The sequence below is a fragment of the Lentzea sp. genome (genome assembly GCF_035525475.1).
Taxonomy (GTDB): Bacteria; Actinomycetota; Actinomycetes; order Mycobacteriales; family Pseudonocardiaceae; genus Lentzea.
Genome location: NZ_DATLEC010000229.1, coordinates 1 through 26,033, shown reverse-complemented (window position 1 = coordinate 26,033; position 26,033 = coordinate 1). Strand labels below are relative to the sequence as shown.

Annotated in this window: 28 protein-coding genes, 1 tRNA gene and 1 pseudogene; 17 read left to right on the top strand and 13 right to left on the bottom strand. The window is 69.3% G+C overall.

Annotated elements, in window-relative coordinates; translation table 11 throughout:
- Positions 1-119: 119 nt before the first annotated feature.
- Positions 120-515 (bottom strand): single-stranded DNA-binding protein, encoded by a 396-nt coding sequence (locus tag VM306_RS34830; RefSeq protein WP_325522541.1) that lies wholly within the window; start codon positions 513-515, stop codon positions 120-122.
- 251 nt (positions 516-766) lie between these two features.
- Between VM306_RS34830 and VM306_RS34825 the strand changes: the two genes are divergently transcribed.
- Genes VM306_RS34825 through VM306_RS34815 form a run of 3 tightly spaced genes read left to right on the top strand, consistent with a single transcriptional unit; the run spans position 767 to position 3,104 of the window.
- Positions 767-1,381, top strand: coding sequence for a TetR/AcrR family transcriptional regulator (locus tag VM306_RS34825; protein WP_325522539.1), 615 nt, complete (start codon positions 767-769; stop codon positions 1,379-1,381).
- Positions 1,374-2,297 (top strand): ATP-binding cassette domain-containing protein, encoded by a 924-nt coding sequence (locus VM306_RS34820; RefSeq protein WP_325522537.1) that lies wholly within the window; start codon positions 1,374-1,376, stop codon positions 2,295-2,297. Before VM306_RS34825 ends, VM306_RS34820 begins: the two co-directional genes overlap by 8 nt.
- Before the next feature lie 9 nt (positions 2,298-2,306).
- Complete coding sequence (locus VM306_RS34815) at positions 2,307-3,104, top strand: ABC transporter permease (RefSeq protein ID WP_325522535.1); 798 nt, start codon at positions 2,307-2,309, stop codon at positions 3,102-3,104.
- Here VM306_RS34815 and VM306_RS34810 read toward each other — a convergent pair.
- Positions 3,101-5,032 carry a cytochrome c oxidase assembly protein gene (locus VM306_RS34810; protein WP_325522533.1) on the bottom strand — a complete coding sequence of 644 codons (1,932 nt, stop codon included), beginning with the start codon at positions 5,030-5,032 and terminating at the stop codon, positions 3,101-3,103. The genes VM306_RS34815 and VM306_RS34810 overlap by 4 nt on opposite strands.
- 35 nt (positions 5,033-5,067) lie before the next feature.
- On the opposite strand from VM306_RS34810, the gene VM306_RS34805 reads away from it, so the two are divergent.
- The gene (locus VM306_RS34805) at positions 5,068-5,586 is read left to right on the top strand and encodes a hypothetical protein (protein WP_325522530.1); all 519 of its coding nucleotides are present in this window, start codon (positions 5,068-5,070) and stop codon (positions 5,584-5,586) included.
- Here the strand turns inward: VM306_RS34805 and VM306_RS34800 are convergent.
- Positions 5,564-6,727 (bottom strand): MFS transporter, encoded by a 1,164-nt coding sequence (locus tag VM306_RS34800; RefSeq protein ID WP_325522528.1) that lies wholly within the window; start codon positions 6,725-6,727, stop codon positions 5,564-5,566. The genes VM306_RS34805 and VM306_RS34800 overlap by 23 nt on opposite strands.
- Positions 6,728-6,799: 72 nt before the next feature.
- Here VM306_RS34800 and VM306_RS34795 point away from each other — a divergent pair, with 72 nt between their 5' ends.
- The 3 genes from VM306_RS34795 to VM306_RS34785 all read left to right on the top strand — a co-directional run bounded on the left by VM306_RS34795 (position 6,800) and on the right by VM306_RS34785 (position 8,678).
- Positions 6,800-7,879, top strand: a complete 1,080-nt coding sequence (locus VM306_RS34795; protein ID WP_325522526.1) for a LacI family DNA-binding transcriptional regulator — start codon at positions 6,800-6,802, stop codon at positions 7,877-7,879.
- A 129-nt stretch (positions 7,880-8,008) separates the two neighbouring features.
- A tRNA-Arg gene (locus VM306_RS34790) sits at positions 8,009-8,081 on the top strand.
- A gap of 216 nt (positions 8,082-8,297) precedes the next feature.
- Positions 8,298-8,678 carry a hypothetical protein gene (locus tag VM306_RS34785; protein WP_325522524.1) on the top strand — a complete coding sequence of 127 codons (381 nt, stop codon included), beginning with the start codon at positions 8,298-8,300 and terminating at the stop codon, positions 8,676-8,678.
- Here the strand turns inward: VM306_RS34785 and VM306_RS34780 are convergent.
- Entirely contained in the window at positions 8,661-9,476 is an 816-nt protein-coding gene (locus VM306_RS34780; protein ID WP_325522522.1) for an NmrA family NAD(P)-binding protein, read from the bottom strand. The genes VM306_RS34785 and VM306_RS34780 overlap by 18 nt on opposite strands.
- Before the next feature lie 88 nt (positions 9,477-9,564).
- Between VM306_RS34780 and VM306_RS34775 the strand changes: the two genes are divergently transcribed.
- Positions 9,565-10,326 carry an AraC family transcriptional regulator gene (locus VM306_RS34775; RefSeq protein ID WP_325522520.1) on the top strand — a complete coding sequence of 254 codons (762 nt, stop codon included), beginning with the start codon at positions 9,565-9,567 and terminating at the stop codon, positions 10,324-10,326.
- On the opposite strand, the gene VM306_RS34770 is transcribed toward VM306_RS34775, so the two are convergent.
- Positions 10,283-11,188 (bottom strand): LysR family transcriptional regulator, encoded by a 906-nt coding sequence (locus VM306_RS34770; RefSeq protein WP_325522518.1) that lies wholly within the window; start codon positions 11,186-11,188, stop codon positions 10,283-10,285. The two genes, VM306_RS34775 and VM306_RS34770, sit on opposite strands and share 44 nt — an antisense overlap.
- A gap of 24 nt (positions 11,189-11,212) precedes the next feature.
- A complete protein-coding gene (locus VM306_RS34765) occupies positions 11,213-11,788 on the bottom strand; it encodes a TetR/AcrR family transcriptional regulator (RefSeq protein ID WP_414672490.1) in 576 nt (191 codons plus the stop codon).
- Between the two features lie 79 nt (positions 11,789-11,867).
- On the opposite strand from VM306_RS34765, the gene VM306_RS34760 reads away from it, so the two are divergent.
- Complete coding sequence (locus VM306_RS34760) at positions 11,868-12,497, top strand: class I SAM-dependent methyltransferase (protein WP_325522514.1); 630 nt, start codon at positions 11,868-11,870, stop codon at positions 12,495-12,497.
- Here the strand turns inward: VM306_RS34760 and VM306_RS34755 are convergent.
- The gene (locus VM306_RS34755) at positions 12,445-13,230 is read right to left on the bottom strand and encodes a DUF3152 domain-containing protein (RefSeq protein ID WP_325522512.1); all 786 of its coding nucleotides are present in this window, start codon (positions 13,228-13,230) and stop codon (positions 12,445-12,447) included. The two genes, VM306_RS34760 and VM306_RS34755, sit on opposite strands and share 53 nt — an antisense overlap.
- Before the next feature lie 80 nt (positions 13,231-13,310).
- Between VM306_RS34755 and VM306_RS34750 the strand changes: the two genes are divergently transcribed.
- Both VM306_RS34750 and VM306_RS34745 read left to right on the top strand, forming a co-directional pair.
- Positions 13,311-13,976, top strand: a complete 666-nt coding sequence (locus VM306_RS34750) for a response regulator transcription factor (protein ID WP_325522510.1) — start codon at positions 13,311-13,313, stop codon at positions 13,974-13,976.
- Complete coding sequence (locus VM306_RS34745) at positions 13,973-15,715, top strand: HAMP domain-containing sensor histidine kinase (protein WP_325522508.1); 1,743 nt, start codon at positions 13,973-13,975, stop codon at positions 15,713-15,715. The genes VM306_RS34750 and VM306_RS34745 overlap by 4 nt, the downstream gene beginning before the upstream one ends.
- Here VM306_RS34745 and VM306_RS34740 read toward each other — a convergent pair.
- Positions 15,675-16,490: an NAD(P)/FAD-dependent oxidoreductase gene (locus tag VM306_RS34740; RefSeq protein ID WP_325522506.1), complete on the bottom strand. Its 816-nt coding sequence runs from the start codon at positions 16,488-16,490 to the stop codon at positions 15,675-15,677. The genes VM306_RS34745 and VM306_RS34740 overlap by 41 nt on opposite strands.
- A 50-nt stretch (positions 16,491-16,540) precedes the next feature.
- On the opposite strand from VM306_RS34740, the gene VM306_RS34735 reads away from it, so the two are divergent.
- Both VM306_RS34735 and VM306_RS34730 read left to right on the top strand, forming a co-directional pair.
- Positions 16,541-17,116: a helix-turn-helix transcriptional regulator gene (locus VM306_RS34735; RefSeq protein ID WP_325522504.1), complete on the top strand. Its 576-nt coding sequence runs from the start codon at positions 16,541-16,543 to the stop codon at positions 17,114-17,116.
- Positions 17,117-17,123: 7 nt separating this feature from the next.
- Positions 17,124-17,393 (top strand): DUF2277 domain-containing protein, encoded by a 270-nt coding sequence (locus tag VM306_RS34730; RefSeq protein WP_325522502.1) that lies wholly within the window; start codon positions 17,124-17,126, stop codon positions 17,391-17,393.
- On the opposite strand, the gene VM306_RS34725 is transcribed toward VM306_RS34730, so the two are convergent.
- Positions 17,390-17,596 carry a hypothetical protein gene (locus VM306_RS34725; protein ID WP_325522500.1) on the bottom strand — a complete coding sequence of 69 codons (207 nt, stop codon included), beginning with the start codon at positions 17,594-17,596 and terminating at the stop codon, positions 17,390-17,392. The genes VM306_RS34730 and VM306_RS34725 overlap by 4 nt on opposite strands.
- A 328-nt stretch (positions 17,597-17,924) precedes the next feature.
- Between VM306_RS34725 and VM306_RS34720 the strand changes: the two genes are divergently transcribed.
- Positions 17,925-18,605: a hypothetical protein gene (locus VM306_RS34720; RefSeq protein ID WP_325522498.1), complete on the top strand. Its 681-nt coding sequence runs from the start codon at positions 17,925-17,927 to the stop codon at positions 18,603-18,605.
- A gap of 56 nt (positions 18,606-18,661) precedes the next feature.
- Here the strand turns inward: VM306_RS34720 and VM306_RS34715 are convergent, their stop codons facing one another.
- Both VM306_RS34715 and VM306_RS34710 read right to left on the bottom strand, forming a co-directional pair.
- Entirely contained in the window at positions 18,662-19,312 is a 651-nt protein-coding gene (locus VM306_RS34715) for an HNH endonuclease family protein (RefSeq protein WP_325522496.1), read from the bottom strand.
- Between the two features lie 59 nt (positions 19,313-19,371).
- Positions 19,372-20,322 (bottom strand): methionyl-tRNA formyltransferase, encoded by a 951-nt coding sequence (locus VM306_RS34710; RefSeq protein WP_325522494.1) that lies wholly within the window; start codon positions 20,320-20,322, stop codon positions 19,372-19,374.
- Between the two features lie 93 nt (positions 20,323-20,415).
- Here VM306_RS34710 and VM306_RS34705 point away from each other — a divergent pair, with 93 nt between their 5' ends.
- Together VM306_RS34705 and VM306_RS34700 are read left to right on the top strand one after the other, a co-directional pair.
- Positions 20,416-21,666: a lysine N(6)-hydroxylase/L-ornithine N(5)-oxygenase family protein gene (locus VM306_RS34705; RefSeq protein WP_325522492.1), complete on the top strand. Its 1,251-nt coding sequence runs from the start codon at positions 20,416-20,418 to the stop codon at positions 21,664-21,666.
- A 10-nt stretch (positions 21,667-21,676) separates the two neighbouring features.
- The gene (locus VM306_RS34700) at positions 21,677-23,218 is read left to right on the top strand and encodes an amidohydrolase (protein ID WP_325522490.1); all 1,542 of its coding nucleotides are present in this window, start codon (positions 21,677-21,679) and stop codon (positions 23,216-23,218) included.
- Between the two features lie 10 nt (positions 23,219-23,228).
- On the opposite strand, the gene VM306_RS34695 is transcribed toward VM306_RS34700, so the two are convergent.
- Positions 23,229-24,038, bottom strand: a complete 810-nt coding sequence (locus VM306_RS34695) for a hypothetical protein (protein ID WP_325522488.1) — start codon at positions 24,036-24,038, stop codon at positions 23,229-23,231.
- A gap of 149 nt (positions 24,039-24,187) precedes the next feature.
- On the opposite strand from VM306_RS34695, the gene VM306_RS34690 reads away from it, so the two are divergent.
- A complete protein-coding gene (locus VM306_RS34690; RefSeq protein WP_325522486.1) occupies positions 24,188-25,660 on the top strand; it encodes a CYTH and CHAD domain-containing protein in 1,473 nt (490 codons plus the stop codon).
- Between the two features lie 251 nt (positions 25,661-25,911).
- Here the strand turns inward: VM306_RS34690 and VM306_RS34685 are convergent.
- Positions 25,912-26,033, bottom strand: a pseudogene (locus VM306_RS34685) (dTDP-Rha--alpha-D-GlcNAc-pyrophosphate polyprenol alpha-3-L-rhamnosyltransferase); the annotation flags it as partial.

Below are 26,033 nucleotides of genomic sequence, written 5' to 3'. Positions count from 1 at the left end.
TCCGACCTACGAGCTTCCCTCCTTCGTGGTTCGCAGTGCTCACATCTTCTCCGGCGGCACCGCCGGAACGGGTGGGTTCCCGAGTTCCCGTGCGCGGTTGCCTCCGAACGGCTCAAAGCTCAGAACGGTGCGGTCTCCTCCACCAGCTCTTCATCGGACCGCGGTTCAACGACGGGGGCGGACCCGAGTGACTGCACGCGGCTCAGATCCAGCCCGACGTGGAGCGCGTCCAGGTTGAACGCGGTCCGTTTCGAGTCGTCCTTCTCGTAGTGCCGCATGCGCAGCTTGCCCTGGACGATCACGGGATCGCCTTTGGACAGCGTGGTCTTCACGCTGTCGGCGAGCTTGCGCCAGCACGTGACGCCGAGCCACAACGTCTCGGCGTCCTCCCAGTCGCCGATCGCCGTGTTGTACCGGCGCTCCGTCGAGTGGAGGCGGAAGTACGCGTTGCTCTTGCCGTCCTCACCGTGCTTGTACGAGATCTCGCTCGCCACATGACCAACGACGGTGACCATCGTGGAATTCCAGGACATCGGTTCGCCTCCAGGGTGCGGGGTTGCCGGTCCAGGTTGCTCCGGAGGCGGGTGGCGGGGGCGGGGCGGATCGCGATCTGTGGATTACCCGCGGGTTGTGGACAGGTCGGGATCTTGAGGCACTTCGGGCAGCGGAATTGTCGGACCCGTGTGCTAGTGCGGCGCTCGAGCGGAGCGAGTGAGTGAGCGCCCACTCATTGACATGAGTGAGTACTCACTCATACGGTGGGACCGTGTCAGGGGAACCACGCCGCCGCCGCGCTCCCGCGATGAGCCCGGAGGACCGCCGCGAGGCGATCGTCCAGGCCACGCTGCCGCTCGTGGTGAAGGACGGCGCGAACGTCACCACCAGCCAGATCGCCGCCGCGGCCGGAATCGCGGAGGGCACGGTGTTCCGCGTCTTCAAGGACAAGGCCGAGCTGCTGGGCGCGTGCATCCAGCGCGCACTGCTCTCCGACGAGGAGGTGGACCGCATCAAGGCCGTGCCCGCCGATCTGCCGATCGAGGAACGCCTCGTGGAAGCGGCCAGGACGGTGAGCGGCTACCTCGACCGCATGTGGAGCGTCATGGGCGCTCTGCGCGAGTCCGGCTACCAGCCGAGCCAGGAGGACCACGAGAAGAACCGGGGACCTCAGGCCGGCATGCAGCGCGTCTCCACCGCGGTCGCCGAGCTGTTCGGCGACGCGACCCTGCGCACCAGCCCCGAGCACGCCGCCCGTCTGCTGCTCGGCTTCGTCTTCACCAACCGCCTGCAGGGCCAGGGCTTCGGCGACACGTCCGTCGAGGCGGCGCAGCTCGTGGAGCTCTTCCTGCACGGAGCACTCAAACCAGGGGGAACCGATGACTGAGCTCATGATCGAGGCTCACGAGGTGAGCAAGAAGTTCGGCGACGTGAACGCCCTCGACGGCGTGAGCGTCACCGCGAAGAAGGGGTCCGTGCTCGGGCTCCTCGGCCACAACGGCGCCGGCAAGACGACGTTGGTCAACCTCCTCACCACGATGCTGCCGCCGTCCAGCGGCAGCGCGAGGGTCGCGGGGTTCGACGTCGTCAAGCAGGCGCACGAGGTCCGCAGCCGCATCGGCCTGACCGGCCAGTTCGCCGCCGTCGACGAGCAGCTCAGCGGCCACGACAACCTCGTGCTGATCGCCCGCCTGCTCGGCGCCAGCCGCGGTCAGGCCCACCAGCGCGCGGACGACCTGCTGGAGCAGTTCGACCTCACCGACGCCGCCCGGCGCAACGCCAAGACCTACTCCGGCGGCATGCGGCGCCGTCTCGACCTGGCCGCCTCGCTGGTCGGCAACCCCGAGGTGCTGTTCCTGGACGAGCCGACCACCGGCCTCGACCCCGCCAGCCGCCTCGCCATGTGGGAGATCGTCGAGAAGCTCGTCGCGGACGGCACGACCGTCCTGCTCACGACGCAGTACCTCGACGAGGCCGACCGGCTCGCCGACTCGATCACCGTGCTGTCCCACGGCAAGGTCGTCGCGTCCGGCACGTCGGCCGAGCTCAAGGCGCAGGTCGGTCAGCGCACGGTGACCGTGACGCTCGACTCGGCGTCCGAAGTGGACACCGCTCTCAAGGCCATCCACGGCGTCGGGCTCCACCCCGTCGCGGAGGGACTCACCCTCACCACGCCCGTCAGCGGGTCACGCGACCTCGCAACGGTCGTGCGCGCGTTGGACGACAACGGCTTGGAAGCGCACGAAATCGGCCTCAAAGAGCCCACGCTCGACGACGTCTACCTCACTCTCGCCGCGAACTAGGGGGAAATCATGGCGACCTTAACTTGGCACGGCAGCAGCTACCCGACGCAAGTCCTTGTGCTGACTGGCCGTTCTCTGCGCGCACTGCTGCGCACGCCCGCACTCGTCTTCTTCAGCGTGCTTCAGCCGTTGATCATGCTGACGTTGTTCAGCCAGATCTTCGGCAGCATCACGTCGACGGCGAACTTCCCACCGGGCATGAGCTACATCAACTTCCTGCTGCCCGCGATCCTCGTGAACACCGCGATGCAGTCCTCTCTCGCGTCCGGTATCGGGCTCGTGCAGGACATGTCGAACGGTGTGCTCGCACGGTTCCGTTCGCTGCCCATCCGGCCGAGCACGGTTCTGCTGGCACGCAACCTGTCCGACGCCGTGCGCACCGGGTTCCAGCTGGTGCTGATGATCGCGTTCGGTGTGCTGGTGTTCGGGTTCAGGCCCGACGGCGGCATGCTCGGCACGCTGGCCGCGCTCGGCCTCGCCCTGGTCGTGGGATGGGCGCTGAGCTGGGTGTTCATCGCGATCGCCGCGTGGGTGCGCAAGGCGGAGCTGATGCAGACCGTCGGCTTCCTGGCGATGTTCCCGCTGATGTTCGCGTCCAGCGCGTTCGTGCCGGTGAACGGCCTGCCGGGCTGGCTGCAGGCGATCGCGAAGGTCAACCCGCTGACCTACGCGGTCGACGCCGCCCGCAGCCTGGCGCTGGCCCACCCGGTCACCGGGGTGGCCGGTGCGCTGGTCACGAGCGGCGTGATCGCGGCGGTCGGCGCGTTCTTCGCGGTCCGCGGCTTCCGCCGTCCGCTCTCGCTCTAGTCCTTCCCTGCCATCTTCCGCAGCATCGCGTTGTAGGCCTCGAGGTCGGCGTCTCCATCGGCGTCGGCCTTGCGGTCCATGCGCTTCGCCTCACGGGAGTCCTGCCGCGCCCACTGCGCGAGCAGGGCGACCATGACCACCAGCAGCGGGATCTCCCCCGCCGCCCACGCGATCCCGCCGCCGAGCCGCTGGTCCTCCAGCAGGTTCTGCACCCACGGCAGCCCGAGCCCGCGGTAGAACTGCTCGCCGATGACGTTCGCGGAGCTCATCAGCACCACGCCGAAGAACGCGTGGAACGGGATCGACGCGAACAAGAGCCCCAACCGCCCGAGTGGCGGCAGCTTGTTCGGTGACGGGTCCACGCCGATCACCGGCCAGTAGAAGACGTAGCCGGCGAGGATGAAGTGGGCGTTCATCGCGAGGTGCGCCCAGTGGAACGGCAACGCGGCCTCGAACAGCCCCGAGAAGTACAGGGCGTAGAAGGACCCGACGAACAGGGCCAGCGCGACGAACGGGTTCGTCAGCAGGCGCGCGACCGGTGAGTGCACGAACGCCAGCACCCACTCCCGCGGCCCTGGGAACTCCTTGCTGACCGGCAACGCGCGCAACGCCAGCGTGACCGGTCCACCCAGGACGAACAGGATCGGCGTCAGCATCGAGAGCACCATGTGCGCTTCCATGTGGACGCTGAACATCGCCGGCGAGTAGCGGCCCATGCCGGAAGAAGTCGCGAAGAGCAACGAGAAGCAGCCGCACAACCACGCCGCGGTGCGGCCGACCGGCCACTTGTCGCCGCGCTTGACGAGCCTGCGCACGCCGAGCACGTAGAGCAGCGCGAGAGCCAGCGCCGCCGTGCCGAAGACCAGGTCGAAACGCCAGTCGAACAGGATGCTCGCGAGCGTCGGCGGCCCGTCGAGGTCGTAGCCGATGGCGATCTCCACGCGGCTGGGCAGGTCGAGGCTGCCTCCCGGCGGAGGCGTGCGCGCGAGCGCGACGGCCAGTCCGATCGTGAACATCATCAGCAGCACTTCGAGGCCCGCGAGCTTGAGCAACGCGTGCGGCCTGCCGTCGACGACGCCCTTCACCCCGCGTTCGCGCTGGAAGTAGCCGAACACCCCGAGCAGCAGCAGACAGGCCAGCTTGCCCAGCGTCAGCAAGCCGTAGGTGGACGTGACCAGGTCGGCGGGGGTGATGCGCACCAGCGCGTTGACCACGCCCGAGACGGCCATGACGATCCAGCAGACCAGCGCCAGCTTCGAGAACCGCGTCGCGGCGAGCGGGAGGTGCGCGCCGCCACGCCTGCCGTGCGCGAGCAACGCGATCAGGCCGCCCACCCACAGCACCGCGGCGACGAGGTGGAACAGCAGGCTGTTCGTCGCCATGTCGTGCGAGCCACCGGACGACGAGTGTCCCGTGACGGCGACCGGGACCAACGCGAAGATGGCCAGGAACAGCAGGACGGTCGTCCATCCCCACGACAGCACCAGACGGCACGCCACCGCGAGCAACGCCACGAGGATCGCCGTGAGCATCCACGCCTTGGACTGCTCCAGCAGCATCGCCGTCGCGATCATCTGGCTGAGGCTGAACGAGCTCACCGGCCGGTCGATCGCCGCCGCTGTGTTGAACGGCACAGACAGCACGGCGCCGACGAGCCACACCAGCGCGAACCACCCGGCGGTGCGCATCGCGGCGTACCCGTCCGCCGCGAGCGTGCCGGACTTCTGCGGTGGCACGAGAAACGCCGCCAGCAGCAACGAGCCGATGGTCACCACCGCGCCTGTCTCGGTCAGCACGCGCACGACCAGCAGTCCCGCCGGAGGGTTGTCCGAGAGGGCGCTGAACGCGACGGCGGCGAGAGCCGCCACAGCGAAGCCGATGACGACGAGGGGCACCAAACCCGTTCTGGTGGAGCGTTCGATTGGCACGTCGAGGAGCCTACGACCCTCTAGGGTTGCGCCGTGTGAGACGTTCTCTCCTCCTCCTGCTCGTCCTCCTCGCGGCAACCGGCTGCACGTACCGCGTCCAGGGCGAACCCGTCGCGGCGCCGCCCCCTCCGCTGGCGATCGAGACACCGCGCAAGACCGCGGGCATCGACCCGTGCAAGCTCGTGACGGAGAAGGAGCTCAAGCCGATCGGGACGCTCCAGTTCGTGCCCGCGCCGCGCGTCGAGATGCCGAACTCGTGCCTCTTCACGCTCAAGGAGAACGCGTTCGTGCTGGTGGCGGTCCCCTACCGGTCATTCGACGAGTCGAAGCGCATCCAGAGCAAGGGCCAGGAGGTCCTGACCGGCAAGCACGCCACGTGGCTCAGCTGCGGCAAGCAGGAGGCCGAGATGGTGTGCACGGCCACGATCGCCGTGACGCGCACCGAGTCGTTGATGGTCGCCATCGGCATGGGCGGCGGCGTCTCGGAGGCCAAGGCGCGCGACACCCTGGAGCCGCTCGGTGAGGAAGCCCTCAAACGGATGCCGGCCGCCTAGCCGCACGCCTGGCCAGCAGGGTCGCCGGGATGATCAGCGCGGCGACCAGCGCCACGAACCCGAGCGACAGCACGAGTGAACTGAGGTGCGCGAGCCCGCCCACGATCGGCGGGCCCGCGAGAAACCCCGTGTAGGCGATCGTCGTCACCAGGCCGAGCTCGCGTTCGCCCCCGCTGCCGTCCGCGCGTTTCCCGGTCTCGCTCGCCAGGTCCATGACCACGGGGAACGAGTACGCGAGCCCCAGACCGGCCAGGCCGAACCCGAGATACCCCGCCACCGGGAACGGGACCAGGACGGCCAGCGCCAGACCCGCAGCGGCGAGACCACCGCCCGTCGCGAGGAGGCGGTGCGGGCCGAGCTTGCGCTGGATCGGCTCGCCGAACCACCGTGCGAGTGCCATAGCGATCGAGAAGCCCGCATAGGCATATGCACCGGCCGCGTCGCCCATTCCCCGCTCACGCACCATGAACAATGCCGACCAGTCCGCCGCCGCTCCTTCCGCGATGGCACTGCACAGCGCGATGCTCGCCAACAGCCAGAGGACCGGGCTCTTGAGCACGCTGGTGCGTTCGGTGACTTCTTCCCTGTGACGCTCCCCCACTCCTCCGGGGACCTTCTTCGCGATAACCGCTACTACGAGAGCGCCGACCAACGCCGCCAGGAGGAAGTGCCTCATCGGCGTCCAGTGCGCCTGCGCGGCCGCGGCACTGCCCAACGACCCGATGAGCCCGCCGAAGCTGAAGCCGGCGTGGAACTGCGGCATCAACGGCCGTCGCAGGTCGCGGACCACGACGACCGCGGCGATGTTCATCGACACGTCCATCGCGGCGATGCTGGCGCCAAGCGCGACCAGCGTAAGACCGAGTTGCAGCGACGACTGCGAGAGCGCCAGCACGGGCAGAAGCAGCGGACTGAGGAGGCTGCTCGCTATCAGCACTCCACGCGACCCGTGGACGGCGCAGATCCGCGCAGCCAGCGGAGCCGTGACAGCCAGTCCGACGCTGGCCCCGAGCAAGGCCAGGCCGAGACTGCCCACCTCCGCGCCGACCTGCTCGGCGAGTGCGGGCACCCGTGCAGCCCAGGTGCCGAAGACACCGCCGTTCACCAGGAAGACGATGAACGTCGCCAGTCGTGGGGACATGCCTCCAGCATGACTGAAGCGCTTCAGTCCCGCCAGCGGGCCAGGGGCGATTCCTCGAATACGATGCTGACCGTGGACTCCGACCGCCGACGCAGGCCGACGCTGGACACCGTCGCCGCAGCGGTGGGGGTCTCCAGGGCGACGGTGTCGAACGCGTACAACCGCCCGGACCAGCTGTCGTCGTCGTTGCGCGAACGAATCCTCGAAACGGCGCTCTCGCTCGGCTACACGGGCCCGGACCCGGTAGCGCGCTCACTGGCCACCCGCTCGTCCGCGGCCGTGGGCTTCATGCTGCCGCAGGGCCTCTCCGGCGCGTTCTCGGACCCGGCCCTCTCGATCGTGCTCGACGGCCTCGCCTCGACCGTAGACGGCCACGACCACAGCCTGGTCCTGATGCCGGGCGACTCGACCGGAGGCCCGCGCCCGTCGATCGTGACGCGCGCCCAAGCGGACGTGATGGTCGCCTACTCCCTGCCGGACACGGCACCGGCGCTGGCCGCCGTGGCCGCACGCGGCCTGCCGCTGGTGGTGATCGACCAGCCCGTGCTGCCGGGCTCTGCCCGCGTGGAGGTACAGGACTACGCCGGCACGTGCGCCGCCGCGTCACACCTGCTGACACTGGGCCACACGCGGTTCGGCGTGCTGACGTTCGCGCTGCACCCGGACGGCGCATCCGGCCCGGCGTCCCTCGGCCGCCGTTCGGCCGTGCCGTTCCGCGTGAGCCGCGACCGCCTGGGCGGCTACCTCGACACTTTGGAAAAAGCCGGGGTGGAACCGGACAATGTTCCGGTGTGGGAGGCCCGCGGCAGTGATCGCGAACTCGGACGTCTAGGCGCGCGGTGGTTGCTCACCCGCACGCCACGCCCGAGCGCCTTGCTGTGCACGTCGGACCAACTGGCCTTCGGCGCTCTCCGGGCAGCCCGCGACCTGGGCCTGACCGTCCCCCACGACGTGTCCGTCGTCGGCTTCGACGACGTCCCCGAAGCGGCCTACAGCGACCCACCGCTGACTACTGTGCGTCAACCCCTGGCCGACAAGGGCCGCCGAGCCGGCGAACTGGCGCTGAAGTTACTGGCCGGCGGCAGACCGCCGAAGCCGACGAGACTCGCCGTTTCCCTCACGAAGAGAGCCTCGACGGCCCCGCCGAAGTGATCCCCGTCACGTTTAGACCGTTTTTATCACCCGTTTGTACGCAGGGTGGAAACGGTCGATCGACTTCGGACGATGTGTCCGGTGGGGGCATCGGTGGCCACGAGTCGTGGCCGCTTTCGCACCCCTCCAGCCTCTGTAGCTCAGTGGAGAGAGCGAGGGACTTCTAATCCCGAGGTCGCAGGTTCGAATCCTGCCAGGGGCGCTACACCGCAGGTGGCAAGCACGTGGGCCGATCTCCTCGGAGGTCGGCCCACGTGCTTGTCCGGTGGACTCACCCGGTCGCGCATCCAGTCGAGCACCAGGACCCGTTCCGCGTCCCTGAGCCTGGTGCCCGCTCCTCCCGTCGGAGGAAGATCGTTTCCAAGGCTCTGGCGAGGCACCGGACTCCCCGTGAACCGGCCGCTCGTTACCCTGCCGCGTGGACAAGATCCGGTTGGGCACCCTGCTCGTGGTAGCCGTGCTGGTCGTGCAGACGCTGGTCAGCCTCGTGTGGAACGCCGACGCGACGCTGACCGGCATCGCACTCGCGTTCAACGCCGTGGCCGCGGTGTCGACCTGGCTGTTCACCAGGCGAGGTGGACGGGCCGCCTGGGTCGTGGGCTCGTGGTGTGCCGGGTTCTTCGGGTGGCACGTGGTCGGGCTCGGGGAGCTGGCCGGGTGGTGGACGACCGGGCTGGACGCGGTCTTCCTCGTGGCGTCGTCGTACCAGCTGTCGGTCGTCTACCAGGCGGTCATGGCCACGGCTTCCGGGTTTGCCGTGCACCTGTTGTTGCCTCGGCGGTCAGCGCCAGGCGTCTAGGGCTCCGGCCACGTAGGTGTCGAAGTCGGTGGCCTCGCGGCCCAGCAGGCGGCTCACGTCGTCGGTCGGGGTGGCCAGCAGGCCCTTGCGCATGGCTTCGTACATGCCGTTGAGCTCGGTGGCGTCGTTCTCCGACAGTCCTTCTGACAGCAGGGTTTCGCGGTACTCGTCCGGGGTCAGCTTCACCAGTTCCACCGTGCGGCCCAGGGCTGAGGAGATCTTGGCCACGGCCGTGTCGAACGTGATGGCGGCCGGGCCGGTCAGGTTGTAGGTCTGGCCGTCGTGGTCCTCGCTGGTCAGGACCAGGGCTGCCACCTCGGCGATGTCCTGGACGTCCACGAACGGCTCCGGGGTGTCGTCCACGGGGAGTGCCAGGCGGCCGGCGCGGACTCCCTGCTGCCAGAGTTCCTCGGAGAAGTTCTGGGCGAAGTTGTTGGCGCGCAGGATGGTCCAGGGCAGTCCGGAGGCTCGGACCGCAGCTTCAGCCGCGTGCATGCCTGCGAAGACGTCGTTCGGGATTTCGTCGAGGGCCTTGCCGGAGAGCAGGACCAGGCGCACGCCGGAAGCTTCGGCCTGGGCGACGAACGGGGCGGCGGCCGCGGGGTCGTGCGGGGCGATGACGTACGCGGCGGTCGTGCCGGAGAGGGCGGGCTGCCAGGTCGACTCGTCTGACCAGTCGAAGCGGACCGCGCTGGAGCGGGAGGCGGCGCGGACGGTGGCGCCGGCGGCTTTGAGGGCGTCGACCACTCGGCGGCCCGTCTTGCCGGTCGCGCCCAGGACGAGGATCTCTTGTGTCATGGCATCCACTGCACCGCACGTGGGCTCGACGTGACATGGGCGTGCGTTCGGCGCTGCTGTCTGATCGTCCCGGACGTATGTTGGAGGCATGGAGCCGTTCGACGAACTGCTGCGCGGAGTGCGCGCGGATGGTGCCGGCGTGCGTCGGGTGGAGATCTCCGGCACGCGGGCGTTGTCCGGGCTCACCCTGTACGCCGTGGTGGCGGGTGAGGTCACCGTCCGGGACGAGGTCGCGGGGCCCGGGGACGTCCTGGTGGTGCAGGATTCCGTCGCCGTGCACGGGAACGCCTCGGTGGTCAGCGGGACGTACGACGTCATGGGGGCCGTGGCGCGCCGGTTGACGGGTGTGCTGCCGGATGCGCTGGTGGCGCCGGGGGCCGACGGGTGTGCGGAGTTCTACGGGTCTCTGACGACCGACGAACCCAGTGTCGTGGCGGACCGGTTGCTGGACTGGATGATGGTGTGCGCGCTGCGGGAGTGGTTCGACCGCGAGCACAGCGAGGGATGGCTGGCCGCGCTGGCCGACGAGGTGGTCGGTCCGGTGTTGCGGGCGATGCACGACGACCCCGCCCGCGCGTGGACGCTCGCGTTGCTGGCGCGGGAGGCAGGCGTGGCGCGGACGACGCTCGCCAGCCGGTTCTGCAGGCTGGTCGGGACTCCCCCGCTGACCTACCTGACCGAGTGGCGGATGGCGCTGGCGGCGGACCTGCTGGCGGAGTCGTCGGCGACGGTGGCCGCGGTGGCGCGGCAGGTCGGGTACGCGGACGCGTTCGGGTTCAGTGCCGCGTTCAAGCGCGTGCACGGTTTCAGCCCGAGCGAGTGCCGCACCCGGTGCGCCGCGTCCGCGTGACCTCGACACAGCACCGCACGAAGTCGGCGACGGCCTCTCCCGCGTCCGGCAGCCACGCGACGGCGATCTCGCTGGGACTCACGCCCGTCACGGGCACGTAGACCACGTCCGGTCGTGCGAAGAAGTGCGACGTGGACGCCGGCACCAGCGCGATGCCGTGTCCGCCGGCGATCGCGCTCAGGAACTCGTCGGGCTTCTCCACGACGGCGCCGACGCGGACCTCGCGACCGTCCCTTTCGGACAGAGCCAGCCAGTGCTCGCGCCAGGTCCCCTTGAGCGCCGGGGCGACTATGACCGGGTCGTCCCACAGCTCGCGGAAGGCGATCTCGGCGCGCCCCGCCAGCGGGTGCGCGGAAGGCAGTGCCACGCAACGACGTTCGCTGAACAGCGCCTGCACCTTGAACGAGTCCTCGCCGAGGAAAGGCAGGCGCAGCAACGCGACGGGCACCTCCGCGGCGGCGAGACCGGCCGTCGGGTCCGACCACGGCGCCTGCTTGAGGTCGACCCGCCACCCCGGCCTGATCCGCCCGAACGCGCTGACGATGTGGTGCGTGGCGTCGTTCGCGGCGCTGGCCAGGAACCCGACGCGCAGCACCCTGGCCGCGCTCCGCGTCTCGCCGACGGCGGCGTCCCAGCCGGCGAGCACCGGCGGCACCCGCGCGGCGAGGGCGCGGCCTGCCTCGGTGAGCCTCATGCCGGTGCTGGACCTGGTGAAGAGCCGCACACCCAGCTGCGACTCCAGGTGCTTGAGCTGCTTCGTCAGCGATGGCTGCGACACGAACAGCCGGTGCGCCGCGCGCGTGAGGTTGCCCTCCTCGGCGATGGCGGCGAAGTACCGCAGCAGCCTTGTGTCGACGTCCATCGGCTCAGGTTATGGAGATCGGCATCAACCACAAGTGAACACACGCGCCAATTGGCGGTCCACCAACTTCACCGCGGTCTCGGGCGGTACCTGGCCTATCAGCACCTGAAGCATCAGCCCGTCGACGAACGCCAGCAACCCCATCGCATCCCGCTCCGCGTCCCCGCCGGGACGCACCGCGGTGATCAGTCCCGCCAGCCACGCCACCATCTCACCGCTGCCCCGGCGCAACATCTCCCCGAGGCGCGGCTCGACCACCGCGTGAGCCAGGAACGCCGCCAGCACCGGAGCCTCGGCACGGGCCGCCGCGCTCAACGGCAGGAGTTCCAGCAGGATCGCGCGCAGGTGCGCGGCGGGATCGTCCTCGGCAACAGCCCCCAGGCGAGCTGCCACCCGTTCACCGACCAGCTCGAACGCGAATGCCAGCATCTCGTCCTTGGTGGCGAAGTAGTGCTGGACGCGTCCCATGGACACCTCCGCCTCCGCGGCCACGTGACGCAGGCTCACCGCGTCCAGGCCCCGCGAGGCGATCAACCTGCACACGGCATCACCGATCTGGCGTCGGCGTTCGCCGTGGTCGACCTGCTTCGGCACGCACATCTCCAATGCAATCGCATTGCACGATAGCCGCACGGCGTTTTACGATGCGATCGCATTGCAAAACGTGAAGGGGGACGTCATGCAACTGTGGGACTTCGCCGCGCTCACCTACTACCGGGTGCTCGACCGGTTCTCCGGTTCGCTCAACCGCCTGGCCGTCGACACGCTCGGACTGGCACCCGGCGAGGCGGTGCTCGACATCGGCTGCGGCACCGGCTCGTTGATCCCGGAGCTCGTGAAGGCGGTGGGGCCGCGTGGACGTGTGGTCGCGATGGACTCGAGCGCACGAATGGTGGCCGTGGCAAGGAAACGCGCGGAAAACGCCGAGGTGCGGCTGGCCGACGCGTGCGACACCGACCACGGCGCCGGGCAGTTCGACGCGGCGGTGGCGCTCGGGGCGTTCAGCGCGATGCCGGACGTGCCGGCGGCGATCGCCAACGCGGCGGACGCGCTCAGGCCGGGCGGGCGGTTGTTCGTCTTCGACGTCCGGCTCACCAAGAACACCAGGACCACACGGCTGCTGCGTGCGGCTTACCGTGCGATCGCCGGGTTCAGCGGCGCGGACGTCGTCAGCGAGCTCAGGACCGTGTTCGACCGGGTGGAGCCCGTGTTCGCGGTCGAAGGCGAGACCACGACCGTGGTCATGGCCTGGAAGGTCATGGATACGGCCACCCGTTGGGCGTGCACACCTTGCCGTCCTGCGGGATGACGGCGCCCTGGGGCACGCCGCCGGTGATGCGGACGATCTCGTCGTTCGACACGCTGAACGTCTGCTGCATCATCACCGGCGCCGGGCCGCCCGCCACGCCGCACGGCTGGTGGCCCTGGCCGAACGCGTGGCCCACCTCGTGGTTGACCATGTAGTGCCGGTACGAGGTGAGGTCCGGCAGGAACGCCACGGCGCCGCGGAACCAGCGGGCGGCGTTCAGCGTCACGAAGCCGCCGTTGTTGCACGAGACGTCGACCGGGATCTCGAAGCCGCACACGGCTCGGGCGGTTCGCTGGGACGCCAGCCTGACGCGGACCGAGGCAGGGCCGGAGACCCGCTTCACCGCACGGGCGCCTCGCGCCGTCCAGCCTCGCGGGTCGGCGAGGGTCGCGTCCACGAAGGAGGCGAAGGCCTGCTCGTCCACGCTGATGCCGTCCTCCACCTCGACGGCGTAGGTGCGCAACGGGCCGGTGCCCACGACCGGGCCTTCGCCGGGTACCACGTGGAACGTGCGCGCGCCGACCTCCGGGAAGCCGGGGCCGTCCGGCAGGTCCGAGCTGGAGGCGTAGACGCGCGGTGGTGGTGAAGACGACGGCACCGAGGACGGGACGACGGACGGTGGTGGCGGTGTCGTGGTCGGGGCGGCCGCGGGGGACGTCTCGCCTGCCAGTTGCGTCGTCGTGAGCAGGAGAGCGGTCAGCGCTGTCACCGCCAGGACCAGGTGCGCCTTCATGACGGCAACGGTCGCCGGAACTCGTGAAGAACCTGTTTGCGTTCCGCTTGACTGTCGTGAAGGCCTGCATACTGCGAACCGTGTGCGCCCACATCCTCGTCGCGGAGGACAACGTCCACCAGGCTGAGCTCGTCCGCCGGTACCTCGAGCACGACGGGCATTCCGTGATGGTCGTCCACGACGGACGGGCCGCCATCGACGAGACGCGGCGCCGTAGTCCCGATCTGCTGGTGTTGGACGTGATGATGCCGTTGGTGGACGGCATCGACGTCATGCGCGCCATCCGCACCGAGTCGGACGTGCCGATCGTGTTGCTCACAGCCCGTTCCACCGAGGACGACGTGCTGCTCGGGTTCGACCTCGGCGCGGACGACTACATCACCAAGCCGTTCCGGCCTCGGCAGATGGTCGCGCGGGTGCGCACGATCCTGCGGCGCAGCGGGCGGGCGCGTGAGACGAACGCGACGGTGCTCAAGGTCGGCGACCTGACCGTGGACCCGATACGGCACGAGGTGCGCATCAAGGACGAGTTGGTGAGCCTCACGCCCGCCGAGTTCCGGTTGCTGGCCAAGATGGCCGCGCAGCCGCAGCGGGTGTTCACGCGCGAACAGTTACTGGAGGACGGGTTCATCACCGCACGCACGGTGGACGTGCACATGATGAAGTTGCGCCGCAAGATCGAGCAGGACTCGCGCCGGCCGGAACGGCTCCTCACCGTCTACGGCATCGGGTACAAGCTCGTATGAAGAGCCTCCTCGTCAGGTTCTTCCTGTTCTCCCTGGTGATCGCGGCCTGCTCGATCGCCGTGACGGCGTGGCTCGCGTCGCAGGCGACGACGGGCGCGATCCGCCAGGAGCAGGGCGACGCGCTCGAGACCGACGCGCAGATCCTCGACGAGCTGGTGAACTACGCGGCCACGCACAAGGACTGGGCGGGCGCGAAGTCCGCTGTGGACGGCATCGCGCAGAAGTACAACCGCCGCATCGCGCTGACCGACGGCAACGGCACGACGCTGGTCGAGACCGGCGGCGAGAACTCGCCGCAGCTGCCCATCACCCCGAAGGCACTGGTCGACCCGTTGAACGTCAACGGGAAGATCGATCCCAGGGCGGTCGGGCCGTTCAAGCTCGCCGACGAGGAGTACCGCACGCTGCACGCCTACGCCGACCAGCTCCTCCAGTGCACCGACAACAGGATCACGCTGGTGGAGGCGCCCAACGGCCGGCCGCGCCTGTCCAACCTCGGGCCCGGCGAGCTCTCGCAGTGGGACGACTGCCCGGTCGGCTATCGGCTCTACACGATCACGGTGACGGAGAAGGCCGCGTACGGGCAGCTCGAAGCCCTGCTCTGGAAGTGCCTCGACCAACGCGTCCCGTACGGCAGGAGCTACGACAAGCCACCCAGTCCTGGACTCAACACGTTCGACTGGGAGATCACGACCGTCACCGGCGCGCCGCCGGAAGTGGTGGCATGCATGGACATCTCGCGCCGTGAACAGCTCAGGCCGTACGTCGCGGCGCCGGCCCAGCTGTTCCTCACCTCGCCGACCGGTGACGAGCCGACGACGATCGACCTCTCGACGACCGGCGCCACCCGGATCACCTTGGTGGCGCTGGGGATCGTCGCGCTCGCCGGGTTCGCGTCCTGGGTCACCGCGACCCAGCTGGTGCGGCCGATCCGGGCGCTCACCGCAGCCACGAAACGAACCGCGGAAGGCGACCGCACGGCGCGGGTGGACGGCGGCGCGGGCGAGATCGGAGAGCTCGCGCGATCGTTCAACGCGATGTCGGCGAAGCTCGCCGAGACCGAACGGCAGCGCCAGGCCATGGTCAGCGACGTCGCGCACGAGCTGCGCACGCCGCTGGGGAACATCACGGGCTGGCTGGAGGCGACGCAGGACGGGCTGGCCGAACCGGATCCGCACCTGATCGGCATGCTGCTGGAGGAGTCCCTTCTGCTGCAACGGCTCGTGGACGACCTGCACGACCTGGCGCAGGCCGACGCGGGCACGCTGCGGCTGCACCCCGAGCCGATCGCGCTCGACGACGTCGTGGACCAGGTAGTCACCGCGCAGCAGAACCGCGAGATCCTGCTGCGCGCGGAGACCACGCCGGTCCACCTCACCGCGGACCCGGTGCGGCTGCGCCAGGCGCTCGGCAACCTCGTCGCGAACGCCGTCCGCTACACCCCGCCGGGCGGCGAAGTCGTCGTGAAGCTGTTCCAGGAGCAGGACAACGCCGTCCTGGAGGTGCGCGACACCGGCACCGGCATCGCGCCCGGCGACCTGCCGCACGTCTTCGACAGGTTCTGGCGCGCGGACAAGTCCCGCAGCCGCCGCACGGGTGGCAGCGGGCTCGGGCTCGCGATCACGCGGCACCTGGTGGAGGCGCACGGAGGCACGGTGTCCGTGACGAGCGTGCTCGGCGAGGGCTCGGCGTTCCGGATCAGCCTGCCGACGGCACGAGGCCCAGCAGGTCCATGTTGATCATTCCGGCCGCCTGGGCGCCCTGCGCGGCGGCGACGATCACGATGGCCGTGGGGTCCGTGACGTTGCCCGCCGCGTAGACGCCAGGCACGCTCGTGCGGCCCTTGGCGTCCGTGCGCACGAACGGACCGGCGATGGTCTCCCCGGTCTCGGCGCCCAACGCGAGCAGGAGCTCGTCGCGCGGCTTGACCGGCGCGAAGTACACGAGCGCGTCGGCCGGGACGCGTCGTGAGCCGGAGATCACCGCGACGAGCCTGTCGTCCTCCACCTCGACGCCGTCGACCGACTCGACGTGCGTGACGTCCTCCGACCACTGCCGGACCAGCGCGACCTTCATCTCGTCGCCGAGCACCACGAGCTTCTGGTCGCGGACCTCGTAGCCGTGGCAGTACGGGCAGCCGAAGACGTCTCGGCCCCAGCGGTCGCGCAGGTTCTGGGGCACCTCGTCGACCATGCCGGTCGCGAACAACAGGCGCTTGCCGTGCACCGTGCGTCCGGCCAGTTCGACCGCGAACCCCTCGTCGGTCCTGGCCACGCCCAGCACGGTGTCGTTGACGACCTCCCCGCCGTAGCCCTCGACCTCGGCGCGGCCGTGCTTGAGCAACTCCAACGGCGACAGGCCGTCGCGAGAGAGGTAGTTGTGCATGTGCGCGGCCGGCTTGTTGCGCGGCTCGGCACCGTCGACCACGAGCACGCTGCGCCGGGCCCTGGTCAGCATCAGGGCGGCACTCAGCCCGGCCGCTCCCCCACCGATGATCACCACTTCGTACGTCATGCTCCGAGAGTGCGGTCGACAGTCCGGTTTTGGCAAAGTAAGTTGCCGGTATGGCAACATCCCCGAGTTTTCCGACATTGGGGCACCGGCTCGCCGCACTGCGGGCGGAGCACGACCTGACGCTGGCGGCGCTGTCCGAGATGACGGGCATCTCGAAGTCGACGCTCTCGCGGCTGGAGTCCGACCAGCGCAAGCCGACGCTGGAACTGCTGCTGCCGTTGTCGAGGACCTACCAGGTGTCGCTCGACGACCTGGTCGGCGCGCCCGAGGTGGGCGACCCGCGCGTCACCATGAAGCCGCGCGAGCTCACCCACGGCCGGGTCGGCGTCCCGCTGACCCGCTCCATCGGGCCGTTGCAGGCCTGGAAGATCGTCATCACCGAATCCCGGATGCACGAGTCCCAGGTGCACGAGGGGTACGAGTGGTTCTACGTGCTGAGCGGACGGGTCCGGCTGCGCCTCGGCGACAAGGAGGTCGTCCTGCGCGCCGGCGAGGTGGCGGAGTTCGACTGCCGCCAGCCGCACTCGCTGGGCAGCGCGGACGGCGAGCCGGCGGAGATCATCAGCCTGTTCGGCAAGCAGGGAGAACGCCTCCACACCCGCGCGGCGCCGCCGGACAGGTCATAGTGGGGGCATGTGCCGAAACATCCGGGTGCTCCACAACTTCGAACCGCCGGCCACCACCGACGAGGTGCGGGCCGCGGCGCTGCAGTACGTGCGGAAGGTGAGCGGGGCCGCGAAACCGTCGGCGGCGAACCAGGCCGCGTTCGACAAGGCGGTCGAAGCCGTGGCTGCCGCGACACGAGAACTGCTCGACGCGCTGGTGACGACCGCTCCGCCCAAGGACCGCGAGGTCGAGGCGGCGAAGGCCAAGGCGCGGTCCGCCGAACGCTACGGGAGCTAACGCTCGACGCGGGTCTCGAGGTACATGCAGATGAGCTTGGCCGCGATGCCCGCGGAGCCGACGATGAAGGCCTGGTCGGGACCGAGCGTCACGGCGATGGCCCACAGCAGCAGGGCGATCAGCACGAGGATGACCGTCGTCTGCACGGCGTGCGGCCACTGGCCGGGGTGGACCAGCCACCTGCTCGGCCGCGGATCCCTCACGTCACCCGCCCTATTGGGTGAACGCTCCGCCCTGACCGTCATCGTGCTCCCTCGCCGCAATTCCTCCTGTCGAACCCCATTCTCTCGAGTTGATCTTCTACGGAGTGGTGCTCCCGCTGGTCTTGCGGCGAGCGTTGCGTGGGCGTCGGCGAACGGCAGACGAACGGTCATCCGCGCGATCGGCCGCCAGGGCGTCACTGTCCGCTCACAGATTGAGGTCAACGTCGCAACTCTGCGTGGCACCCGTTCGAGTGAATGGTGAACACTCCGTGACCGTTGGGCCGATCGGCGCAGCGCCGTTTTTGTCAGACCCCTCGGATAACGTCAGGTGAAGAGAGCGGTACGAGGGGAGAAAGCGTTGCCGGACAACAACGTCAGCGTCACCGCACTGTCGTTCACCGAGTACGTCATGAGCGGACAGCGTGGACGCATCAACATCGTGTCGGAGCAGCGGGGGATGTACCTGACCTCCGATCCCAAGGTCTGCGGGTTCTACAACCCGATCCGCGACGCCATGCGACGAGCGGTCAACTCGACCGAACCCGAGCTGGAGCTCAAGAAGGCGATCATGAACGCCAACCGCACTGGCCAGCCGCGGGCGTTCGAGGAGATCGCCGGCGGCTTCCTGCCGTGGCTGGCGTCGTTCAGGGCGACCGGCGTGCCCGTGGAACCCGCCACCTACCGCGCGGGCGAGCTCACCCTGAAGGTCCGGCCGCACCTGGGCCTGCGCAAGAAGGACGGCACGACGTACGCCGTGCTCGTGCACACCAAGGAGGTGCCGCTGACCAGGGAGGCGGCGAACGTCGGGCTGCGCGTCCTGCAGCACACCATCTCCGACACGCTGCCGGGCGCCACGCCGATGGTGCTCGACGCGCGGCGCGGCAAGGCGTACCAGATGCCGGCGCGGACCAACCTCGGGAAGCTGGACGTGCTGATCGCCGCGGAGGCGATGGGGTACGTGACGCACTGGAAGCTGTCCGGGCTGTTCGAGGCCGTGCAGGTCGGCTAGCAGGACAGTGGACGACGCGGCCCGCCTGGGGGGTCGGGCCGTGTCGTCGGCACCGGTCAGCAGGTCTGGAGGAGCGCCGCGAGCGCGTCGTGCTCCGCCTGGTCCACCGTCAGCTTGTAGGTGATCTTCACCGAGATCCAGTGCTGCGCGTAGGTGCACCCGTACGCCGCGACCGGCGGCTTCCACTTCGCCGGGTCCTGGTCGCCCTTGGAGCGGTTGGACTTGGCGGTCACCGCGATCAGCTGGATGCCGCCCAGGTCGTTGGCGAACGCCTTGCGCTGGTCGTCGGTCCACTTGTCGGCGCCGGACCGCCAGGCCTCCGCCAGCGGCACCGTGTGGTCGATGTCGACCTCGGCGGCGTCCTTGATCACGACGCCGTCGTAGACGCTGTTCCAGGTCCCCGACACCGCCTTGCAGTCCTTGTCCTGCTTCACGTCGGCGCCCTGGCGCTGCAGCACGATCTCCCTGGTGTCGCAGGAGTTGCCCTGCGAGGCCCAGTGCGGGAACCGGTCGCGGCTGTAGCCGGCCATCTTGGCCTCGGGGGCGATCTGCAGCGCGCCGAGGTCGGCCGAACCGGCGGGAGCGGGCCCGGTGGGCACGGGGGTCGAGGGCGGGTTGTCCTTGTCGGACTGGTGTTCCGTCAGGTACCAGCCGAGTGCCACCAGCAGCACGAAGACCACCAGTGACGTCACCGCCGCGCGATTCATGGGCCAATGATCGACCATGCCGATCACGGACCGGTCACCCGGTCCGTGATCGGTGCCGGCTACTGGGGCCGGGAGGTCAGGTAGCCACCCATGGTCTTGAAGTACTCGTGCGCCTTCAGCTCGGTGCCGTCGGCGGTGCGGACCTTCTTGACCAGCAACGCCTTGCTGCGCCCGCGTCGCGCCTCGGCACCCGCGACGACCGCCACGCCGTCGCCCTCGCGGTAGAAGATCCGGCCGGGAGTGCCGCCGTAGACCTCGGCGGAGACGTCCGCCTCGATGATCTCCAGGCGCTGGCCGCGGTGGAAGCAGAACGCGCTCGGGTACGGCGCGCACTGCGCGCGCACCAGGCGGTCCAGCTCCTCGGCGGTCCACGTGAAGTCGATCCGCAGGTCCTCCTCCGCCCGCTTGTGGAAGAACGAGGCCTGCGAGCGGTCCTGCCTGGTGAACTCGGTGCGGCCGGAGGCGATCTCGGCGAGGCCGTCGACCGTGATCGGGCCGAAGAGCTCCAGCGTCCTCTCGAACAGCACGGCGGTCGTGTCGCGCGGGCCGACCGGGACCGAGCGCTGCAGCACGATGTCGCCGGCGTCGAGCGTGTCGTCCATCATGTGGGCCGTCACGCCGACTTCCTTCTCGTCGTTGAGGAGCGCCCAGATCAACGGCGAGAAGCCCGCGTACTTCGGCAGGAGCGAGTCGTGCACGTTCAACGTTCCGTGCCTGGGCAGCGCGAAGACCTGCGGCGGGATCCAGGTCCGCCAGTTGCAGGCGACGATCACGTCCGGGTCGGCTGCCTTGAGCTTGTCGAGCAGCTCCTGGTCCTCCGGGCGCTCGCGGACGACGACCTCGACGCCGTTCTCGCGGGCCAGGTCCTCGACCGAGTCGCTCCACACCTTCTCGTACGCGCCTTCACCCTTGGGGTGGGTCACCACCAGGACGACCTCGTGCTCGGACGCCAAAAGGGCCTGCAGGGTGCGATGACCCCAGGTCTGGAACCCGAACATGACGACCCTCATGGGGGTGCCCTCCTTCACTCCGGTGCGATACGGTCAGGCTAACCTAACTGACGGCTTGCGAAGGCAGCTTAGGCTTCCCTAAGTTAAGTGCTCATGCATCCGATCTACGACATCGTCGGCATCGGGTTCGGTCCCTCGAACCTGGCGCTCGCCATCGCTCTGACCGAGCACAACGAGCAGGCCGAAACCCCCGTCACCGCGGTGTTCCTGGAACGTCAGCAGACGTTCGGCTGGCATCGGGGCATGTTGCTCGACGACGCCACCATGCAGGTCTCCTTCCTCAAGGACCTGGTCACGATGAGGAACCCGGCCAGCGGTTTCTCGTTCCTCTGCTACCTGCGGGACCGCGGCAGGCTCATCGACTTCGTCAACCACAAGAACCTGTTCCCGCTGCGCGTCGAGTTCCACGACTACTTCGAGTGGGCCGCGGCCCAGGTCGACGACCTCGTCTCCTACGGCACGGAAGCCGTTGGCGTGGAAGCGATCCAGGACGACCTGTTCGAGGTGACCACGGCCACGGGTGACGTGTACCACGCCCGCAACCTCGTCTTCGCCACCGGACTGCGCCCGACCGTGCCGGAAGGCATCGTGCTGTCGGACCGCGTGTGGCACAACAGCCAGTTCCTGCACCGGATCGGCGAACTCCAGAACCCGAAGCGGTGCGTCGTAGTGGGTGCCGGGCAGAGCGCCGCGGAAGCCGTGGCGCACCTGCACCGCGAGTTCCCCGGCGCCGAGGTGTGCTCGGTGTTCTCCCGCTACGGCTACAGCCCTGCCGACGACAGCTCGTTCGCGAACCGGATCTTCGACCCCGAGGCCGTCGACCACTACTACGACGCACCGGACGCCGTGAAGCAGCGGCTGATGGGCTACCACCGCAACACCAACTACTCGGTCGTCGACGTCGACCTCATCGCGCAGCTCTACCGCACGACCTACCAGGAGAAGGTCCTGGGCAGGGAACGCCTGCGGATGATGAACATGACGCGGCTCATCGCGGTCGAGGAGTCCGCGGACGGCGCTCGCGCGGTGATCCAGTCGCTCGTCACCGGCGAGCAGGAGTACCTCGACACCGACCTCGTGCTGCTCGCCACCGGCTACGACGAGGCCGCGCCGTTCCTCGGTTCGCTCGACGAGACCTGCGCACGGGACGAGGCAGGCCGTCTGGTCGTGGGCCGTGACTACCGCTTGCAGACGTCGTTGCGCGGCGGCATCTACCTCCAGGGCGGCACCGAGCACTCACACGGCATCACGTCGTCGCTTCTGTCCAACGTCGCGGTGCGCTCGGGTGAGATCTTGGCGTCCGTGCTGACCAACACCTCTGCGCCGGTCCTCGCGACCGCATAAGACTGACGGGGTGAAACTCGACCTGAAGCTGACGGGCTGCCGGGCCCTCACGATGGACCCGGCACGTCCCGCCGCGCACACGATCGGCATCTGGCAGGGCCGCGTCGCCGGACTGGACGAGCAGGTCGAGGACCTGCCGGCCACCGAGACCGTCGACCTCGGCGGCGCCGTGGTGCTGCCCGGTTTCATCGACGCCCACACGCACCTCGCGTGGAACGGCCGCCGGAGCCGCACCGTCGACGTGACCGGGCTGACGACTGTCGCCGGGGTGCTCGAGCGCCTCGCCCACGCTCCCGGTGAGGGCTGGATCGAGGCGTCCGGCTACGACCGGCGGATCATGGACAGGCCGCTCACCGCCGCCGACCTCGACCCCGTCACGGGCGACCGGCCCTGCTACCTCGCGGACCTCTCCGGGCACGCCTGCGTCGTGAACTCCGCGGTGCTCCGGCAGCTCCCGGGCATCACGAGCGACGGCTGGCTGACCGAGAACGAGCAGCTGGCCGCGCGGACGTTGCGGCTGCCGTACTCGCTCGACGAGATCGTCGAGGACCTGCGCGAGAGCGCCCGCCAGGTGCTCTCCGAGGGCGTGACGATGTGCGCGGAGGCGGGCATCGGCGCCGGGCTCATCGCCAGCAGCCCCCTGGAGGCCGCCGCGTACCAACGCGCCCGGCTCCCGATCCGCGTGCAGCTCATGGTGTCCGCGCACGTACTTCATCCGGTCGCAGCCGAGCCCGCCGACGGCATCGCGCGGGCGATCGACCTCGGCCTGCACACCGGGTTCGGCGACGACATGCTCTCGCTGGGCGCCATGAAGCTGTGGACCGACGGCGGCATGATCGCGCGCACCGCGGCGTTGTCCGAGCCCTACGCCGGAACGGACAACAGGGGCCAGCTCGCCGACACCGAGGAGTTCATGCGGGCGGCGATCGTCGACGGCCACCACGCCGGCTGGCAGCTCGCGATCCACGCGATCGGCGACCGCGCGATCGACTTCACGTTGGACGCCGTGGCCGAGGCCCAGCGCCAACGCCCGCGCGCCGGCGCGCGGCACCGCATCGAGCACTGCGGCCTGGTCCGTCCCGACCAGCTGGGCCGCATCGCCGAGCTGGGGATGATCCCCGTCGTGCAGCCGACGTTCCTGCACTCCTACGGCGACGACTACAGCGAGATCATGGGCGCGGAACGGGCGCCGTGGATGTACCGCGGGCGGTCGTTCCTCGACCACGGCATCACCGTCGCGGGCAGCTCGGACCGGCCGGTCGCGGACGGGTCGCCGTTGCGCGCCATCGAGTTCATGGTGCGGCGCCGCTCGTCCGGCGGCAGGGCGGTCGGACCGGACGAGGCCGTCACCGTCGAGGAGGCGATCCACGCGTACACGCTCGGCAGCGCCTACGCGTGCCGCAAGGAGCACGTGCTGGGCAGCCTCACGCCCGGCAAGCTCGCGGACCTCGTGGTGCTCGGCGACGACCCGCGCACGAGCGGCGCGATCGCGGACATCCCGGTCCTCGCCACCATGGTCGGCGGCACCCTGATGCCCCAGCGACCTTCGTGACCAGACCGGCTTACTGCAGGTGGAACGTGGCGGCCAGCGTGGTGAGCCGGTCGGTGACGTCGGCGTGGACGTTCGTGCGGCGGACCCAGTTCTGACACCCGCTCGACGCCGACGGCGCCGCACCGAGCGGCGACACCGCGTCCGTGACTCCGTACTCCAGCCGGTACGCGAGCACGGCGATCGCCGACTCCAGCCAGAACGACGGATCCGGCGTGGGGATCTCCCCCAGCCCCACCCGGAACCACACCGGCATGCGCGCGTACTGCCCGAGCGCGTCGGAGATGCGCCGCGCGGCCGCGTCCTTGATCTCGCCGCGGGCCTTGTCCCCCGCGAACACGGCCTCGGTGCGCCACTCCTCCGCCGCGGCGTCCTCGTCGGCCTCCAGCCGCTTGGCCGCGCGCTGGGCGCTCGCCGCGTTCGCGTGGATCAGCCACTCCACCTGCCGAACCTCGTGCGACAGCGCGTCCCGCTCGAACCGGGGAACACGACCACTGTCCAACCTGGACCGCGCGTCGTCCCGGCGCGCCTTGAGCCCCTCGTACTCCAGCACTTCCTGCTTCAGCTCGACCCGAGCCGGGTCCGCGAGGATCTCCTGCTCGGCGTCCCACGCCCTGCGCAACGCCTCGACCAGCGGCGCGACCTCCCCGGTGACGGCGTCGAGATCGGCCAGCGGCCCGTCCCCTGCCCCGGACAACCGCCGCTCCAGCACGGTGAGCCGAGACGAGACGCGTTCCAGCTCAGCCGCGAGCTGACCGACGTGACTGATCAACAGGGCGACCTGAGGCTCGGCGACGTCGAGCCGTTCCTTCTCCGTGGGCACGCGACCAGCGAACCGGACACTGAGGACCGGCAAAAGCGGGTAGCCAGCGAGTGCACGCATTAGAGGCCGGGTTCCGCCCGGCAGTGGAACCGCCCTCACACACCGTCACAACCTGGGTGAACCCGGACAGAACGAGGTATGAATAGAAAATGGCGACCTCCGTTACTGAGACCGAACGCAAGTACGAGGCCCCATCGGACGCGAGCCTGCCGGACCTCACAGAGATCACCGGCGTGGCGACCGGCCCGGAGGAGTTCGACCTCGAAGCCACGTACTTCGACACGGACGACTACCGCCTGGCACGGGCAGGCGTCACCCTCCGCCGCAGGGCAGGCGGCGAGGACGAGGGGTGGCACCTCAAGCTCCCGGCGGGCGAGGACAGCCGCCAGGAGATCCGAGTCCCCCTGGGCCGAGCGGTGAAAACCCCGCCCAAGGACCTCTCGTCCCTGGTCCGAGCCCACACCAGGGGCAACACCCTGGCCCCGGTGGCCGAGATCAGGACCAACCGCCGCCGCTGGCAACTGACCAACAACAACGGCGACCTCCTGGCCGAGGTGGTGGACGACGTGGTCACCGCCCAGACCATGGGCAGCTCGACCACCACCACCTCCTGGCGTGAAATCGAGGTAGAGCTGGGCGAGAGCGGCACCCGCAAACTCCTCGACACGGTAGAAGGCCACCTCGTACACGCGGGCATCACCCCGTCGTCCTCGAAATCCAAGCTCTCCCAGGTGATCGGCGTGAAACGAGACGCCATCCCCACCATCACCAAGAAGTCGACAGCCGGCGAGGTGGTCCTCGCCTACCTCCACGAACAACGAGCGGCGCTGCAGAACCAAGACCCGAGAGTCCGCACCAACGAGCACGACGCGATCCACCAGATGCGAGTGGCAACGCGCCGCTCGCGCTCAGCCCTCCAGGCCTACGGCAAAATCGTCGACCGCGAGGCAACCAGAGCCCTCACCGACGAACTGAAGTGGCTGGCAGCGATCCTGGGCACTTCCAGGGACCTGGAAGTCCTCCGCACCCGCTTCGAAGAAGCCCTGCACACCCTCCCACCAGAACTGGCACTGGGCGACGTGGCCGCCCGCATGACCCGCCACTTCGCCCCACTGGAAGCCAAGGCGCACAAGGACTCGGTAGCGGCCCTGGACAGCAAGCGCTACTTCACCCTCCTGAACGACATCGACACCCTCCTGACGACCCCACCACTGACAAAGCTGGCCGCAGGCAAAGCGAAGGACGTACTCCCCAGCCTCGTGGAAAAGGCCCGCCACCGCCTGGACCTACGAGTGGAAGCAGCCCTGCAGTCCACGAACAGCGACGAACCACTGCACGAGGCCCGCAAAGCAGCGAAACGCCTCCGCTACAGCGCAGAGGTGGCAGAACCAGCCCTGGGCAAACACGCCACAACCCTGCGCAAGCGAGCAAAGGACGTCCAAACCCTTTTGGGCGACCACCAGGACTCGGTAGTGGCCCGCCCGGTGCTGCTGGACCTGGGCAGGGGCGACGAGAACGGCTTCACCTTCGGCCTGCTCTACGGCAGGGAGGTAGAGCTGGCACACAAGACAGAAGCAGCACTACCAGCCCTGTGGCAAAAACTGAGCAAGGAACACCTTTAGCCCACACGAAGCCGAAGGCGAGCCGCACGCAATGGCGAAGCCGAGCCGTCAGGGCTTTCCACAAAGCCGCCTGGTGGGGTGGTCCCGTCACGAGCAGTGCTGATGCGTTGTGCCACCCCACACCGAACGCGCCAAACGACCCAACGGCAAGCCGCCCAACACAAACAGGCGTGCCGTCAACCCGAGTGCGGCGCTGGCCGGTCCTTGATCAGCTGGCGGGGCCCGGGGCGGAGCCCTGCGCAGTGAACCCCTCAGCCCCGAGTCAACAACCGAACCCGCAACGAGAGCCCCGCCTTCAAAGCCCACCGGAACGGAGCCCACACAACCCCGGGATGCCGATCAGCCAGGTACCGATAAGCCGAAAGATGGTGCT

Bases quoted from the DNA above. Each gene is read 5' to 3' on its own strand.
- VM306_RS34765 (WP_414672490.1), bottom strand. From the start codon at position 11,788: ATGTGCGTGCCGAAGCAGGTCGACCACGGCGAACGCCGACGCCAGATC.
- VM306_RS34760 (WP_325522514.1), top strand. From the start codon at position 11,868: ATGCAACTGTGGGACTTCGCCGCGCTCACCTACTACCGGGTGCTCGAC.
- VM306_RS34755 (WP_325522512.1), bottom strand. From the start codon at position 13,230: ATGAAGGCGCACCTGGTCCTGGCGGTGACAGCGCTGACCGCTCTCCTG.
- VM306_RS34690 (WP_325522486.1), top strand. From the start codon at position 24,188: ATGGCGACCTCCGTTACTGAGACCGAACGCAAGTACGAGGCCCCATCG.
- VM306_RS34820 (WP_325522537.1), top strand. From the start codon at position 1,374: ATGACTGAGCTCATGATCGAGGCTCACGAGGTGAGCAAGAAGTTCGGC.
- VM306_RS34745 (WP_325522508.1), top strand. From the start codon at position 13,973: ATGAAGAGCCTCCTCGTCAGGTTCTTCCTGTTCTCCCTGGTGATCGCG.
- VM306_RS34705 (WP_325522492.1), top strand. From the start codon at position 20,416: ATGCATCCGATCTACGACATCGTCGGCATCGGGTTCGGTCCCTCGAAC.
- VM306_RS34830 (WP_325522541.1), bottom strand. From the start codon at position 515: ATGGTCACCGTCGTTGGTCATGTGGCGAGCGAGATCTCGTACAAGCAC.
- VM306_RS34710 (WP_325522494.1), bottom strand. From the start codon at position 20,322: ATGAGGGTCGTCATGTTCGGGTTCCAGACCTGGGGTCATCGCACCCTG.
- VM306_RS34715 (WP_325522496.1), bottom strand. From the start codon at position 19,312: ATGAATCGCGCGGCGGTGACGTCACTGGTGGTCTTCGTGCTGCTGGTG.
- VM306_RS34800 (WP_325522528.1), bottom strand. From the start codon at position 6,727: ATGTCCCCACGACTGGCGACGTTCATCGTCTTCCTGGTGAACGGCGGT.
- VM306_RS34780 (WP_325522522.1), bottom strand. From the start codon at position 9,476: ATGACACAAGAGATCCTCGTCCTGGGCGCGACCGGCAAGACGGGCCGC.
- VM306_RS34730 (WP_325522502.1), top strand. From the start codon at position 17,124: ATGTGCCGAAACATCCGGGTGCTCCACAACTTCGAACCGCCGGCCACC.
- VM306_RS34770 (WP_325522518.1), bottom strand. From the start codon at position 11,188: ATGGACGTCGACACAAGGCTGCTGCGGTACTTCGCCGCCATCGCCGAG.
- VM306_RS34735 (WP_325522504.1), top strand. From the start codon at position 16,541: ATGGCAACATCCCCGAGTTTTCCGACATTGGGGCACCGGCTCGCCGCA.
- VM306_RS34740 (WP_325522506.1), bottom strand. From the start codon at position 16,490: ATGACGTACGAAGTGGTGATCATCGGTGGGGGAGCGGCCGGGCTGAGT.
- VM306_RS34815 (WP_325522535.1), top strand. From the start codon at position 2,307: ATGGCGACCTTAACTTGGCACGGCAGCAGCTACCCGACGCAAGTCCTT.
- VM306_RS34775 (WP_325522520.1), top strand. From the start codon at position 9,565: ATGGAGCCGTTCGACGAACTGCTGCGCGGAGTGCGCGCGGATGGTGCC.